At 65.8% G+C, this 14,234-nt stretch carries 12 protein-coding genes; 6 read left to right on the top strand and 6 right to left on the bottom strand.

Translation table 11 applies throughout. From position 1 onward, the window contains the following. Window positions 1-15: 15 nt before the first annotated feature. The 3 genes from purB to GFD18_RS07425 all read left to right on the top strand — a co-directional run bounded on the left by purB (window position 16) and on the right by GFD18_RS07425 (window position 4,379). Window positions 16-1,446 (top strand): adenylosuccinate lyase, encoded by a 1,431-nt coding sequence (gene purB, locus GFD18_RS07435; protein WP_163199027.1) that lies wholly within the window; start codon window positions 16-18, stop codon window positions 1,444-1,446. 134 nt (window positions 1,447-1,580) lie between these two features. Then, window positions 1,581-3,935 carry a lysylphosphatidylglycerol synthase transmembrane domain-containing protein gene (locus GFD18_RS07430; protein ID WP_318644507.1) on the top strand — a complete coding sequence of 785 codons (2,355 nt, stop codon included), beginning with the start codon at window positions 1,581-1,583 and terminating at the stop codon, window positions 3,933-3,935. 162 nt (window positions 3,936-4,097) lie between these two features. After that, window positions 4,098-4,379, top strand: coding sequence for an HU family DNA-binding protein (locus GFD18_RS07425; protein WP_093959424.1), 282 nt, complete (start codon window positions 4,098-4,100; stop codon window positions 4,377-4,379). A gap of 109 nt (window positions 4,380-4,488) precedes the next feature. Here the strand turns inward: GFD18_RS07425 and pafA are convergent, their stop codons facing one another. The 6 genes from pafA to GFD18_RS07395 all read right to left on the bottom strand — a co-directional run bounded on the left by pafA (window position 4,489) and on the right by GFD18_RS07395 (window position 11,119). Then, window positions 4,489-5,958 carry a Pup--protein ligase gene (pafA, locus tag GFD18_RS07420; protein WP_163199023.1) on the bottom strand — a complete coding sequence of 490 codons (1,470 nt, stop codon included), beginning with the start codon at window positions 5,956-5,958 and terminating at the stop codon, window positions 4,489-4,491. Continuing rightward, window positions 5,959-6,156, bottom strand: a complete 198-nt coding sequence (locus GFD18_RS07415) for a ubiquitin-like protein Pup (RefSeq protein WP_100511562.1) — start codon at window positions 6,154-6,156, stop codon at window positions 5,959-5,961. Between the two features lie 123 nt (window positions 6,157-6,279). Next, window positions 6,280-7,110, bottom strand: a complete 831-nt coding sequence (locus GFD18_RS07410; protein ID WP_163199021.1) for an inositol monophosphatase family protein — start codon at window positions 7,108-7,110, stop codon at window positions 6,280-6,282. A gap of 91 nt (window positions 7,111-7,201) precedes the next feature. Further along, window positions 7,202-8,764, bottom strand: a complete 1,563-nt coding sequence (gene dop, locus GFD18_RS07405; protein WP_163199019.1) for a depupylase/deamidase Dop — start codon at window positions 8,762-8,764, stop codon at window positions 7,202-7,204. 64 nt (window positions 8,765-8,828) lie between these two features. After that, window positions 8,829-10,349: a proteasome ATPase gene (gene arc / locus GFD18_RS07400; protein ID WP_225432977.1), complete on the bottom strand. Its 1,521-nt coding sequence runs from the start codon at window positions 10,347-10,349 to the stop codon at window positions 8,829-8,831. Window positions 10,350-10,420: 71 nt separating this feature from the next. Continuing rightward, window positions 10,421-11,119 (bottom strand): DedA family protein, encoded by a 699-nt coding sequence (locus GFD18_RS07395; RefSeq protein ID WP_225432971.1) that lies wholly within the window; start codon window positions 11,117-11,119, stop codon window positions 10,421-10,423. A gap of 158 nt (window positions 11,120-11,277) precedes the next feature. Here GFD18_RS07395 and serB point away from each other — a divergent pair, with 158 nt between their 5' ends. From serB to GFD18_RS07380, 3 genes are all read left to right on the top strand, one after another. Beyond that, entirely contained in the window at window positions 11,278-11,955 is a 678-nt protein-coding gene (gene serB, locus GFD18_RS07390; RefSeq protein WP_163199017.1) for a phosphoserine phosphatase SerB, read from the top strand. A 69-nt stretch (window positions 11,956-12,024) separates the two neighbouring features. Beyond that, a complete protein-coding gene (locus GFD18_RS07385; RefSeq protein WP_318644502.1) occupies window positions 12,025-13,443 on the top strand; it encodes a potassium transporter TrkG in 1,419 nt (472 codons plus the stop codon). Between the two features lie 70 nt (window positions 13,444-13,513). Further along, a complete protein-coding gene (locus tag GFD18_RS07380) occupies window positions 13,514-14,173 on the top strand; it encodes a potassium channel family protein (RefSeq protein ID WP_225432970.1) in 660 nt (219 codons plus the stop codon). The last annotated feature ends 61 nt before the right edge of the window (window positions 14,174-14,234 follow it).

Genomic DNA, 14,234 nt, shown 5'->3' with positions numbered 1-14,234 from the left:
CGTATTGTGTTGTGCATGAAGTTGACTGACATCTCCCCCGCAATCGCACTGAGCCCGCTGGATGGGCGCTACCACAAGCAGACCGCCGAACTGACCGAGTACATGAGCGAGCCGGCGCTCAACCGCGAACGCCTGCACGTGGAGGTCGAGTGGATGATCCTGCTGGCCAACGGCATGGGCGACGGCCCGATCGTCGGCGGCGTGAAGCCGTTCACCGACGCCGAGATCGCGTACCTGCGCGCCATTCCGGAGAACTTCGGCGCCGAGGGCATCGCCCAGATGGCCGCGCACGAGGCCATCACCCACCACGACGTGAAGGCCGTGGAATACTACATCGACGACCAGCTCGACAAGGCCCCCGAGTCGCTGGGCGCCGACACGCAGCTGCCGCACATCAAGCAGCTGGTGCACTTCGCCTGCACCTCCGAGGACATCAACAACCTCTCGTACGCACTGTGCATCAAGCAGGCCGTCGAGAACGTGTGGACGCCCGCCGCGGAGAAGATCGTCGACCACCTCGCCGAGAAGGCCGAGGCCTTCAAGGACAAGGCCATGCTGAGCCTGACGCACGGCCAGCCGGCCACGCCCACCACGCTGGGCAAGGAGCTGGCGGTGTACGTGTACCGTCTGCGCCGCCAGATGAGGAAGATCGCCGACCAGGAGTATCTGGGCAAGATCAACGGCGCGACCGGCACGTTCGGCGCGCATCTGGCCGCCTACCCGGACGTGGACTGGGTGGCCGTCTCCCGCGAGTTCGTCACCAACCGCATGGGTCTGACCTGGAACCCGCTGACCACGCAGATCGAAAGCCACGACTGGCAGGCCGAGCTCTACTCCACGATCAGCCACGTGAACCGCATCCTGCACAACCTGTGCGTGGACGTGTGGATGTACATCTCTCGCGGCGTGTTCGCCCAGGTCCCGGTCAAGGGCGCCACCGGCTCCTCCACCATGCCGCACAAGGTGAACCCGATCCGCTTCGAGAACGCCGAGGCGAACTTCGAGATCTCCTGCTCACTGCTGGAGACCCTCGCCGCCACGCTGGTCGAAAGCCGCTGGCAGCGCGACCTGACCGATTCCACCACGCAGCGCAACGTGGGCGTGGGCCTCGGCTACTCGCTGCTCGCCCTGAACAACCTGCTGGGCGGCCTGAACTCCATCCATCCGAACGACATCGTCATCGAGCGCGAGCTCGACGAGAACTGGGAGGTGCTCGGCGAGCCGATCCAGACCGCCATGCGCGCCGCCGCGCTCGAGGGCCGCGAAGGCATGGACAAGCCGTACGAGAAGGTCAAGGAGCTCATGCGCGGCCACTCCATCTCCAAGCAGGACGTGGAGAGCTTCATCGCCACGCTCGACTTCGACGAGGAGACCGCGAAGCGTCTGAGCTCGCTGACCCCGGCCACCTACACCGGTATCGCCGACAAGCTCGTCGATTTCGACTGATGTCCGTTCGCGACGATCCAACCGATATTTCCGAAGACGTCGTCCCCTCCGCCAACGCATCCGCCGAGGCCGCAGGGGACGACGTCTCCATTTGCGACGTCCCTCCCACCAGGGTCCATGATTTCTCGGATCTGGTGAGCGCTGCCGGCGCCGTCGCCATCGCCGTGCTGGTGATGCTGGCCTCCGTGTACCTCACCGGCATATCCAGTGGCGTGGAATCCGACGTGCATCACGCCGGTACCGCGGTGGGCTGGCTGGTCGAGCTGCCGCTGTCGCTGCTGCAGCAGGTCGTCACCGTGCTGGTGGTGGGCTCCGTGCTCGTGCAGCTGCTCATCGCCAGGGAATGGGTGCAGGCCATCGTCTCCATCGTATCGATGTTCCTCGGCTACGGGCTGGCCGGCGGTCTCAGCCTCGTCATCGACATGTTCGGCTCCGACCAGCTGGTGACCGCATTGGATTCCACCAGCGTGCTGGGGCATGGTCCGCTGCTGCCCGACATGTTCGCCGGTCTTGCCGCGTTCCTTACCGCGGCGGGCCCGCATCGGCTGCGCGGCACGGTGAAATGGGGATGGAACAGCCTGTTCTCATTGGCCATCCTGCTGGTGGTCATCTCCATCGACCCCATCGCCGGCGTGGCCGTGGCCATGGCCAGCGGCCGGCTCATCGGCCTGCTGGTGCGGTTCGCCATGGGCACGCAGAACAAGGGCGCGTGGGGCATGCAGATCGTTCAGGCCTTGTCCTCCATAGGACTGGACGTGTCGGAGCTGACTCGCCAGGAGGGCATTCACGGTCCTGCCGGCGCCAAACGCCCGTCGCTGGTCGATGACCTGGCGCCGTTGTCGCGCATCTACAAGGCGACGACCCGTGACGGCGGCACCTGCATCGTATCCGTCCGTGACGAGCAGACGCGTACCGTCGGCTATCTCTCCCAGTTGTGGCAGTGGCTGCGCATGGCCAGCGGCGTCGACCTGCGAACCGACCGGTCGATGAGCGCGACCACGCATCATCACGTCGACCTGCTGCTGACCCTGCGCAACATCGGGCTGGAGACCCCGGAGGTGTATGGCCGCGCCGAGGTGGGTGAATCGTCCATCGTCGTCTTCTCCGGCACGCATCCCTATTCGTCCGTTGATTGGAACGAGGTCGACGACGACGACCTGACGTCGGTGATGGAGTATCTCGGCACGGCGAACGCGCGCGGCATCACGCATCGCGCGATCACTCCCCTGTCGTTCGCCCGCTCCGGTTCGGGCCGTCTGGTGCTTGCCGGATGGCAGAACGGCGACGATGCAAGTTCCGCGGCCAATGTCGCCATCGACCGCATCCAGCTGCTGACGGCGTTGAGCTGCCGCACCAGCATAGCCCGCGTCATCGCATGCGCGGAGCGTTGCTGGGGCAGGCAGGCACTGGTGGCGCTGGTGCCGTTCGTGCAGAACGTGGCGATTCCCCAGGAGACGAAGTCCGACGAGTTCTGGTCGCGCCAGACCATGCGCGAGCTGCGTGGCGGTCTGAGCGCGCTGGCGCCGGCCGAGGAGGCCGAGGCACTCCCCCAGGTCACGCTCTCCCGGTTCAACGCCCGCTCGGTCATCATGATCGCCCTGATCATCGTGGCGGTGGTCGTGGTGTTCACCCAGCTCAACATGCACGAGGTCATCACGGCGGTCTCCCGCGCGAACCCGTGGATGGCGGCGCTGGGCTATCTCTTCGGCCTGCTGTCGTGGGTCGGCTCCGCCGTGGCGCTGTACGTGTATGTGGACAGGGACCGTTGCCACCCGTCCGGCGTGCTCGCCGTGCAGGCGGCCTCCGGCTTCACCACCATTTCGATGCCCGCAGGCGTCGGCCCCGCATTCGTCATGCTGCAGTATCTGCGCAAGAGCGGCTACCGCAATTCGGCGGCGACGGCGATCACCAGCGCCATCATCGTGATCCAGGCGATCGCCATCACGTCGCTGCTGCTGGTCATCGGCGTCTTCACCGGCCGCAATTCGCTTTCGGGCATGATCCCCACCAACACGCTGGTCACGGTGATTGGTCTGGCGGCCGCGGTGGTCTCGCTGGTCATGATCATCCCGTTCACCAGAAGGCTCGTCCTCGACAAGGTGATGCCGGTGGTGCTCTCCTATGCCCGCCAGCTCGTCGACCTGCTGTCGCAGCCGCGCAGACTGGCGATCGCCACGCTCGGATGGCTGTTCCAGACCTCCATGCTGGGCATGAGCTTCTGGGCGTCGCTCATGGCGTTCGCCCAGTACACGAATCCGCTGGAGACCGTGTTCATCTACGTGCTGACCAATACGCTGGCCTCGGCGGTTCCGACACCGGGCGGCCTCGGCGCCATAGAGGCGGCGCTGACCCTGGGCTTCACCTCGGTCGGCATCCCCTCGGCGGTGGCGCTGTCGTCCACGATGCTGTTCCGTCTGCTCACGTATTGGCTGCGCATCCCCATCGGCGGCATGGCCATGAAATGGATGAATTCCCATGATTTGCTATGAGTCGCGGACGTATCGGGCACAGAATCTTCACGCAAACACCAAAAGGTCGGGTTTTTCGCGAAGAATGCGTAAATTGCCTCAGCGATACGTTACAATCGGTTGTGTTCCAAGGGTTTTCCCGATTTAGAGGGTAGGCCCACTGACAGAAGGAAATTGTGCATTATGGCATACAACAAGTCTGACCTGGTGTCCAAGATCGCTCAGAAGTCCAACCTGACCAAGGCCCAGTCCGAGGCAGCTGTGAACGCCTTCCAGGAAGTGCTCGTCGAGTCCCTGAAGTCCGGCGAAGGCCTGAAGCTCACCGGCGTCTTCTCCGCCGAGCGCGTGAAGCGCGCCGCCCGCACCGGTCGCAACCCGCGCACGGGCGAGACCATCAAGATTCCGGCCGGCTACGGTGTGAAGCTCTCCGCCGGCTCCCTGCTGAAGAAGGCCGTCGCCGAGTAAGCCATAGCCGCCAGCAACGCGAAAAGACTTGTAGAAGAGCCCCGCAGTCATCATGGCTGCGGGGCTCTTCTTTGCTTTACATCTCGTCCGACCGCGAACTCCGGCTCCGTCACAGGGAGCGCAACGTGTCGAGAACGGCGTCGTAGGCGTCATCCGGCTTGGGGTCGAACGGGTCGAGCATCTCGGCCTCGAGCTTCACCGGACTGATCAGCGACACATGCGTCCAGTCGCATGACCAGTGCGCGTCGGTGCGCAGCGCCTCGCGCACGAACCGTCCGCGCAGGGCGGCGCGGGTGTCGGCCGGCGGCTGCTCGACGGCCTGTTCGATATGCGTCTCGTCGACCATGGTGCGGATGAGGCCGCCACGCTCGAGACGGGGGAAGATCGTGCCGTTGACGATGTCGTGGTAGTCGAAGTCGACCTGCCTGATCCGCGCGTCCGACAGATTCGGGTCGCGCCGTTTCATCGCCTGGATGAGCTGGAGCTTGGCCGCCCAGTCAACCCAGGAGGCCAGTCGCCGCCAATCACCGGATTCGACGGCGTCCAGCGCCTGACGCCACAATGCCATCGCCCGCTCGTAATCCGGCAGGATGACGGCCATCGCGCCGGCATGACGGTCGATGAATCCGCTGACGATGTCGTAATAGCGTCGCTGCATGGCGAGCGCACTGGCGGTCGTGCCGTCGGCGAGCGCCACCGGCGCCGTGCCGGTACGGTCGCGGCTGACCGTGCGGATGGCCTCGCTCGGGTCGGCGAGTGTCATCGACGCGCATTCGCTGACGGCGCCCCTCCGCCATGCCTCCTCGATGACGCACAGCACCAGATGGGTGACGGCCATCTTCATCCATGTCGCCGTCTGGGAGCGGTTCGAGTCGCCGACGATCACATGCAGACGGCGGAACAGGTCGGAATCGGCGTGTGGTTCGTCGCGGGTGTTCACCATCGGCCGTGAGCGTGTGGTGGAGCTTGAGACCGCGTCGTCGAGGAACTCCGCACGCTGGGAGATCTCGAACCCGTCCTCAACGGTCGGGTCGGCGGTGAACCGTCCGGCGCCGGTGAACAGCTGGCGGGTCACGAGGAACGGCACCAGCTCGTGTTCGATGGCGCTGAGCGGCACCTGTCGGCGCAGCAGGTAGTTCTCATGGCATCCGAAGGAGTGGCCGGCGGAGTCCACGTTGTTCTTGAACAGGTGGATGCGAGCCCGCTGGCCGTACCCCTCGTGCAGGCTCTCCTGAGCCTGCAGGGCGAGACGGCGCATCACCCGTTCGCCGGCGAGGTCCTGCGCCAGCGCATCCATCGGACGGATGGCCTCGGCCGTGGCGTATTCGGGGTGGCTGCCCACGTCGAGGTAGAGGCGGGAGCCGTTCACCAGATACGTGTTCGTGGAACGGGAGCGGGAGACCACGGGACGGAACATCGTCATGGCCACCTGCCCGGGGTCCACGGGCTTGTCCGATTCGGTCACGGCGACGCCGTATTCGGTCTCCACGCCGAATATGCGGGTGAAGTCGTGGGCGTGCTCCGCGCCGGCGTGGCCGCGCCCGGCGCCGGTGTCACGGCTGTCGCGTAGCTGCGGCACTCACTCGCCGCCTTTCTGCACGAAGCTGGACACGTATTCCTCGGCGTTGGTCTCCAGCGTGGATTCGATGTCGTCGAGCAGGGAGTCCAGGCTCGACGCCTGCTCGGCGAAATCGCCCTCCTGACGGGTGACGTCCTGCTGGTCCGTTTCCTGCTGGGTGAGGTCGGACGACTGTGCCGACCGCTGTTCCTGTGGCATGATGCGACGCTCCTTTATCTGGTCCTATTATGTCCGGCCTATTAGTCCGGCCGGTTTTGAATCCGGTCTACTGGTGGTTCCCGGAATTCATGCGGGACGGTGCTTCGATTGCACGATAGCGCATCACCGCAGGTATGGGCGCAGTTCGTCCATGATGGGCCCGTTCGACGCCACGACGTCGTTCGACGCGCCCCACACGATGTCGCTGCCGTCCCAACGTTCGAGCCGCCCCTGGGCCTCGCGCAGGATGACGGCGCCGGCGGAGACCCCCGGCACGTCCCACGAGTGCAGCGAGGGCTCGAAGTAGGCGTCGTAGGTGCCGTCGGCGACCTTGCACAGGTCCATGGAGACCGGTCCGACGCGCTTGATGTCGGCGGGTTTGCCGGCGAGCGCGGCGGCGGTGTTGAGCGCGCGCTTCGACTCGTCGGGGAAATACGACATGCCGAAGCTCACCACGGACTCCCTGAGCGTCGCCGTGGTGGACGGCATGATCTTCTCGCGTTTCTCCCCCAGCGCCGTGGACCGGATGCGGATGGCGCCGTAACCCTTCGCCGCCATGTAGGTCAGGCCCTGCACCGGCGCGTGCACCACGCCGAGGATGGGCACGTTGGTGCCGTCCTCGTCCACCTCGAACAGGGAGACGGTGACCGTCCACTCCGGCATGTTCCTCATGTAGTTGATGGCGCCGTCGATGCGGCCGATGCACCAGTACCGTTCGCCGGGCTTGCGGTCGGAGCCGGCCTCCTCCCAGCATTCGTAGGGGTGGATGGCGTTGATGCGTTCGTGGCAGAACCGCACCAGACGATCGTCCACGGTCGTGTACTGGCGCTTGCGGGAGCGGTCCTTGCGTGCGTCCTCTATGAAATCATGGGGCTTCATCTGGTCCTGGTAGGCAAGGGTTCCGGCCTCGCTCACCACCGCGGAGACCTTCACCGCGAGTTCGCGCAAATCCATGCAGTATGCTCCTCGTTCGTATCGTCGGTTTCGTTCGTTCGTATTCGTGTCCGCGTATCGTGTTCCGTCTCCATGGTACGGTCCCTCGGCCTCATTCCAAACCGGCGACCAGGTCGTCCACGCTGCGCGCGGATTCGAGCGCGGCGCGGAACCGTTCGGCCGTGTGCCCGCGCGGGTCGGCGATGTCGATGTCGCGCAGCGTCCCGTCGGCCATGCGCACGGTGACGCTTTTCCACGCGGCGGCGACCACGTCGTCGGGGAAGCGGTCGATGAGCGCGGCGCGGAACCATGCGCGGGTATGCTCCGGCGGCGTGACGCCGGCCGATCGCACCGTCTCGTCGTCCGTCAGGCTGCAGGCGTGCGATCGCACGGCTTCGAAGATGGACGCCTTGGGCTCCAGAGCGGCCCATGCGATGTCCATGGCGGCGAGCCGCGGATCGTTCCAATCCGTGCCGCGCTTGGTACGCAGGCGCTCCATCAGCTGCCATTTGAGCAGCCATTCCAGGCGGCTGGCGGCCGAGGCCATGCCCAGGCGTTCGGCATCGTCCGCATGGGCCACGCGGATCACGTCCTCCAATGCGGTGCCCCACATGGCCATGATGCGCTTGGTTGAATCGTCGGGCCACAGCGGCTCGCCCTCGATGTCGGTGCCGTAGGCTGCGGCGGCCGCCTCGTATACGGCGGAGCGCAGCATCACCTGCATCTGCCAGGCCGTTATGGAACCGCCGTCCTCGAGCGACAGTGGGGCGCGCAGCGTCAGGTCGTGGGACACGGTGTGGATGGCGTCGACGGGGTCGGCGAGCGCGAGACGCCGCAGCAGGCCGTCCAGGTCGTAGCCGACGGCCGGGGCCTGTTCGGCCAGCCATGCCAGCATGCTGGTCGTGCCGAGTTTGAGCGCGTCGGGCACGTCCATGCGGTTGGCGTCGCCGACGATCACATGCAGGCGCCGGTATTCGTCGGTGCTGTGCGATTCGTCGCGGGTGTTGACGATCGGCCGGTCGAACGTGGTCTGCAGCCCCACCCTGGCGTGCATGTAGTCGGCGCGCTGGCTGAGCTGGAATCCCGTGCCCTCGCTGCGTTCGCCCAGTCCCACCCTGCCGGAGCCGCAGTAGATCTGCCGGGTGACGAAGTGCGCCGCCATCAGCGCCGACAGGGTGTCGAACGGCACGGCCCGTGAGATCTGGTAGCTTTCGTGAGATCCCCAGCTGGCGCCCTTGCCGTCCACGTTGTTGCGGTACAGCATGATGCGTTTGCCGGTGGCGGCGCTGGCCTTGCGGGCCGCCTGCGCCATGAGCGGGTCGCCGGCATGGTCGTAGCGCACGGCCTCGAACGGATCGCAGGTCTCGGGCGACGAGTATTCGGGGTGCGCGTGGTCGACGTAGATGCGGCCTCCGTTCGGCGCGATGGTGTTGGTGACCTGCAGCTGCGGCGCGTCGGTGAGCATGTCGGGGCGCGCGGCGGCGCGTTCGAGCCGGTATCCGCGCGCGTCGTTGACGGGGTCCTCGGGACGATAGTCCCATCGGATGTGCCGCGTCCGCTCGTCGGCGGCAGCGGCCACGACGTCGAAGGACAATTGCACCGGGTTGGCGCGGGGGTTGTCCCTGTCGACGACGGCGTATTCGGTTTCGGTGCCCATTGGTCGGAGAACGCTCATATAGTCAAACCTCTTTAGTCGAAAAATCTCGTCGGCCCCGCCGGCGCGGCGCCGGGCCGGCGGCCTATCGGCGCCGCGCCGGCACCACGGCGGTGGCGCGGTTCACGTCGATGCCGTTGAGCATGGTCCATTGTCTTGGATTCGCCCCGGTGATGGAGTCCATGGATTCGCGGCATTCCTCGTCGACGGCGCGGCCGAGCGCCGCCGCGTCGAGTTCGGCCTCGCGGCCGGAGACCAGCGACGACTTGACCGCGGCGGTCTTCGCCCGGTCGACGATGTTCTTCAGCATCGCACCGGAGATCAGGTCGCCGAAATACACGCCGGTCCATTCGCCGCGATCGTCCTCGACATCGCATACGTGCCGGCTGTCGTCGCGGCGGAAGATGTCTCCCACCATCACGGCGATCAGGTCGTCGGCGGTCGTTCCCGCCACCAGCGGTAGGTCGTCGGTCAGATAGTGCCGCAGGATGGACGCGGCCTGTGCCCGGCCCGGCCTGTCGATGCGGATCTTCACGTCGAGGCGTCCCGGACGCAGCACGGCCGGATCGATCATGTCGACGCGGTTGGATGCGCCGATGACCATCACGTTGTGCAGGGTCTCGATGCCGTCGAGTTCGGCGAGGAACTGCGGCACGATGGTCGTCTCCACGTCGGAGGAGACGCCCGAGCCTCGCGTGCGCAGCAGGGAGTCCATCTCGTCGATGAACACGATGACCGGCACGCCGCTGGCGGCGCGTTTGCGCGCCCGGTCGAAGATGGAGCGGATGATGCGCTCGGATTCGCCGACGAACTTGCTGAGGATCTCCGGTCCCTTGACCGAAAGGAAGACGCCGGACTTCGAGCCGCTGCCCTGGGCGAGGGAGTTCGCCACGGCCTTGGCGATCAGCGTCTTGCCGTTGCCGGGAGGACCGTAGAGCAGCACGCCCCGCGGCGGATTCAGGTCGTAGCGTTCGAACAGGTCACGGTGCAGGAACGGCAGCTCCACGGCGTCGCGGATCTGGTCGATCTGCGCATCAAGCCCGCCGATGTCGGCGAAGGAGACGTCCGGCACCTCCTCGAGCACGAGGTCGCGTTCGTCCTGCCTGGGCAGCGATTCGACGGCTATGGTCCCGGAGGGGTCGGTCAGCAGGCGGTCGCCGCGCTCCAGGTCGGCGTTCGCCAATGCCCCGGCCCGTATGACCACGCTGGCCTGGCCGTTCTGGTCGCACACCACGAGACGGCCTGACGGCAGGATCTCCGTCAGCTTGCGCACGGTGCCGGCGAGGGCCACGTCGCGGGTGGCGACGATCACCATGTTCTCGTTGAGCAGCACCGTCTGCCCGCAGGAGAGACGGTCGACGTTCACCAGGCCGGAGACCGGCACGACCATGCGGCGCGAGCCCATCACCACTTCCGCGGCGGCATGACGCACGCCGTCGTCATCGACGCGGCTGGAGTCGACGCGCACGAACACGGCGAAGTTCTCGGGTGGGCGGGCGAGGCTCACCAGCTGGGATTTCGCCTGCCTCAGCTCCTTGCCGGCGCGGTTCAGCGCCTGCGCGAGCGCATGGTTCTTCGCCTGCAGCACGTCGGCGTGTTCGGCCATCCGCCGGTACCGCTCCTCCAGTCCTTCGTCGTCGTGCTCCCCCGCCGGCATCCGCTCCGCCGTTGCGTCAGTCATCTGTCGCCGCCTTTCCGCGCGTTTCCTATCAGATTATGCACCCATCGCACCAGCAGCGCCACCACGGCGAGCGCCACCACCGCCACGATCACGTCCTCGAACACACCAAGCGCGCCCAGCATGGAGCACCAGTTCTCGCCCAGCAGATATCCGGAGCCGATGAGTATGGTGTTCCACACCGACGAGCCCAACAGCGTCCAGCCGGTGAACCGCGCGAAGTTCATGGCGTTGAATCCCGCGGGAATGGAGATCAGCGAACGCACCACGGGAATCACGCGGCCGATGAGCACCGACCAGGAGCCGAATCTGGCGAACCATCGGTCGGCCTTCTCGATGTCGGCGCGGGAGACGCCGGGGACGCGGTCGGCGATCGCCAGCAGTCGTTCGAGGCCTATCCAGCGTGAGACCCCGTACAGCACCCATGCGCCGACCAGCGAGCCGATGGTCGCCCAGATGATGGCCTCCAGCAGCGACAGACGCCCGGTGGATGCGGTGAATCCGGCCAATGGCAGGATGATCTCGCTGGGAATCGGGGGGAACACGGATTCCAGGGCGATGGCCAGTCCGACGCCGGGGCCGCCGAGGACGGACATCAGGGAGACCAGCCAGTCCGTCATGGCGCCGACGAGACCGGGCTGGGCGGAGGGGCACACCGGGGCCGCTGCGGCCGCGGTGACGGTATTCGCGAATGTCATGGTTCACGATTCTCCCAGCATCGCCGCACCCCGGCCCGCTTCGATGCCCGCCGCACACACAATCTTTCAATCTTCCCGACGGCGCCCCGGCCCCAGCCGCCCTTCCGCCGGCCGTCGTCCGCATCGCCTTTGTCCAACGCCGACCGACAATAAGAAGAATGTGCGCACAAGTTTTCTCTCAATCTGACATCCCGGCCAGGCAGGACCGTCGGCTCGTCGTCATGGACGTGGACTCCACGCTGATCGACGAGGAGGTCATCGACATGCTTGGCGAGGAGGCCGGCATCGGCGAGCGCGTGGCCGCCATCACCGAACGCGCCATGCGCGGCGAGCTGGATTTCGATGCGGCCCTGCACGAACGCGTGGCCCTGCTCGAGGGCATGGATGCGTCGGTGCTGGACACGGTCTACCGACGCTGCCATTTCACCCGCGGCGCGCTCGACCTCGTCCGCACCGCCCATGAGCGCGGATGGAAGGTCGGCGTGGTCTCCGGCGGCTTCCATGAGATCGCCGACCGGCTCGTCGCCGACGCCGGCATCGACTTCTGCACCGCGAACAGCCTGGAGATCCACGACGGCGTGCTAACCGGACGTCTGGTCGGCGACATCGTCACCAAGCAGACCAAGCTCCACTCCCTGCGTCTGTGGGCCGAACGCATGGGCATCGACATGGCGCACACCGTGGCCATCGGCGACGGCGCCAACGACATCCCCATGATCCAGGCCGCCGGCGTCGGCATCGCGTTCTGCGCCAAGCCGAAGACGCAGCAGGCCGCACCGCATGTGCTCAACGAACGCGATCTGATGCGCGTCCTCGACATCGTCGACGGACAGTAGACCTCCCGGCCTTCCACGTCCTCTGCGGCAACGGCATGCGTTGTCGCAGAGGCGAGATAGCGTATCGACGTGCATAACGACGGACTACGGCTGTTCGGCGGTGGCTCACGCAATTCGCAGGATTCCTCCCCGACGGCCCTGAACAAGGCGCTCATCGAAAAGGTTGCATCGCATCCGGGACGCCTGTCGCTCGCATATTTTATCGTGCTAATCCTGCTGGTCACGCTGCTGCTGACCATGCCGGTCTCGTCGCGCAGCGGCGAGTTCACCGATTTCAACACCGCGTTCTTCACTGCGGTCTCGGCGTTGTCGACATGCGGCATCGCCATCGTCAACACGGCCGCCTACTGGACGTATTTCGGCCAGGCCGTCATTCTCATCGCCATCCAGTTGGGTGGTCTCGGCGTCATGACCTTCGCCTCCCTGATCACCATGACCATCAGCCGCCGCATCCGCGTATCGCAGAAGCTGCTGACGGCCGACGAACTGGGCGCCTCGAAGCTCAGCGAGGTGCAGTCGGTCATCGCCGTGGTGCTGGTGTGCACGTTCAGCGTGGAGACGGTGGCGTTCCTCATGCTGCTGCCCGGTCTGCTGCACATCAACTCGGGCAGTCTGGGCAATTCGCTGTGGGAGGCCCTGTTCTTCGCCGTGGCGTCATACAACAACGCCGGATTCACCCCCGATTCCGCAGGCCTCTATATCAACAGCTGGTCGGTGGGCCTGCCGATCCTGCTCAGCGCATTCGTCGGCACGCTCGGATTCCCCGTCATCCTCAACATCTTCCGCTGCACGAAACGCCTCGAGGGTCCGAGGCGTTGGAACCTGCACACCAAGCTCACCATGGTGACCACGATGTCGATGGTCACCATGTCGCTCGTATGGTTCCTGCTGGTGGAGTGGAATAACCAGACGCTGTTCTGGAACTCCGACATCTCGTCGAAGCTGTGGCATTCCCTCGTCGCCGCGGTCATGCCCCGGTCGGCCGGATTCGACATCTCATGGATGCCCCATGTGACCGAACAGACGAAACTGTTCATGTCGATGGTCATGTTCGTCGGCGGCGGCAGCGCCTCGACGGCCGGCGGCATCCGCGTCACCACGCTCGCCGTGCTGGTGCTGGTGTGCCGGGCCGCCATCCTGCGGCGCAAGGACGACGCCGTGTTCGGCAAGCGCCTGCACACCCAGACGGTCATCATGTCCATCGCCATCACCGCCACCTGCGGCGCGATGGTCTACATCGCCTCGTTGATCCTGCTGACGATCACCCAGCGTTCGCTCACCGACATCCTCTTCGAGGTGTGTTCGGCGTTCGGTCTGGGCGGCTACACGCTCGGCGTGGCCGACCCGTCGAATCCGGGCACATTGTATGTGCTGGCCGTGCTGATGTTCATCGGCCGTCTGGGCCCGATGACCGTCGCCTATGCGATATCCAAGCCGCAGCCGCCGCAGGCGGTCCGATACCCGGCGGAAAGCATCATCGTCGGATGACCGGGATGGATGGTTCACTATGATGTCACTGTTACAGGATTTGTTCACTCGCCCGAGGAGGAATGAGCAGATGGGTTCGAGCAACGAGAACCGGTCGGTTCTGGTCGTGGGGCTGGGACGTTTCGGCACGGCCGCCGCACGTACGCTGGGCGAGCTCGGCGAGGACGTGCTCGCCGTCGACAAGGATCCGATGATCATCGCCCGCTGGGCGGGCAAGGTGCCGGTCATGGAGGCCGATCTATCCGATCCGCTGGCCGTGGAGCAGATCAACGCCTCGAATTTCGACGCCGCGCTGGTCGCCATCGGCGACAGCGTCGAGGCGTCGATCCTCACCACCGGCAATCTGCTTGACGCCGGCATCCCCGACGTATGGGCGAAGTCGATCTCGCACCAGCACACGCGCATCCTGCAGCGCATCGGCGCCAGCCACGTGTTCCGTCCGGAGACCGACGGCGGCAAGCGTGTCGGTCATCTGCTGGCCAGCCGCTATCTCGACTACATCGAGATCGAAGGCCCGTATTCCGTGGTGAAGGTGCTGACGCCGCCGGCGGTGTGCGGCCAGACCATCGCCGAGGCCGACGTGCATGGCCGCTACGGCGTGAGCGTCATCGGCGTGAAGAACCCCGGCGAGGAGTTCCAATACGGTTCGAACGACATCGTGATGCGTCACAACGGCGAGATCATCATCCTTGGGTCGCAGAAGCAGATCGACAAGTTCATCGAAAGCTGACGCCGGCGGCCGATGCCGCGATATGACGCGACGAGGGGCGGGCCCGGAAACCATCCGGGCC

Source organism: Bifidobacterium saimiriisciurei (genome assembly GCF_010667655.1).
Classification (GTDB): domain Bacteria; phylum Actinomycetota; class Actinomycetes; order Actinomycetales; family Bifidobacteriaceae; genus Galliscardovia; species Galliscardovia saimiriisciurei.
Note: the sequence above shows the minus strand (reverse complement) of the source record. Positions and strands in the feature narration are given on the sequence as shown.

Coding starts and splice junctions, on each gene's coding strand:
- purB (WP_163199027.1), top strand. CDS start 16: ATGAAGTTGACTGACATCTCCCCCGCAATCGCACTGAGCCCGCTGGAT.
- GFD18_RS07425 (WP_093959424.1), top strand. CDS start 4,098: ATGGCATACAACAAGTCTGACCTGGTGTCCAAGATCGCTCAGAAGTCC.
- GFD18_RS07415 (WP_100511562.1), bottom strand. CDS start 6,156: ATGCCACAGGAACAGCGGTCGGCACAGTCGTCCGACCTCACCCAGCAG.
- GFD18_RS07410 (WP_163199021.1), bottom strand. CDS start 7,110: ATGGATTTGCGCGAACTCGCGGTGAAGGTCTCCGCGGTGGTGAGCGAG.
- dop (WP_163199019.1), bottom strand. CDS start 8,764: ATGAGCGTTCTCCGACCAATGGGCACCGAAACCGAATACGCCGTCGTC.
- arc (WP_225432977.1), bottom strand. CDS start 10,349: ATGGCCGAACACGCCGACGTGCTGCAGGCGAAGAACCATGCGCTCGCG.
- GFD18_RS07395 (WP_225432971.1), bottom strand. CDS start 11,119: ATGACATTCGCGAATACCGTCACCGCGGCCGCAGCGGCCCCGGTGTGC.
- serB (WP_163199017.1), top strand. CDS start 11,278: ATGTGCGCACAAGTTTTCTCTCAATCTGACATCCCGGCCAGGCAGGAC.
- GFD18_RS07380 (WP_225432970.1), top strand. CDS start 13,514: ATGGGTTCGAGCAACGAGAACCGGTCGGTTCTGGTCGTGGGGCTGGGA.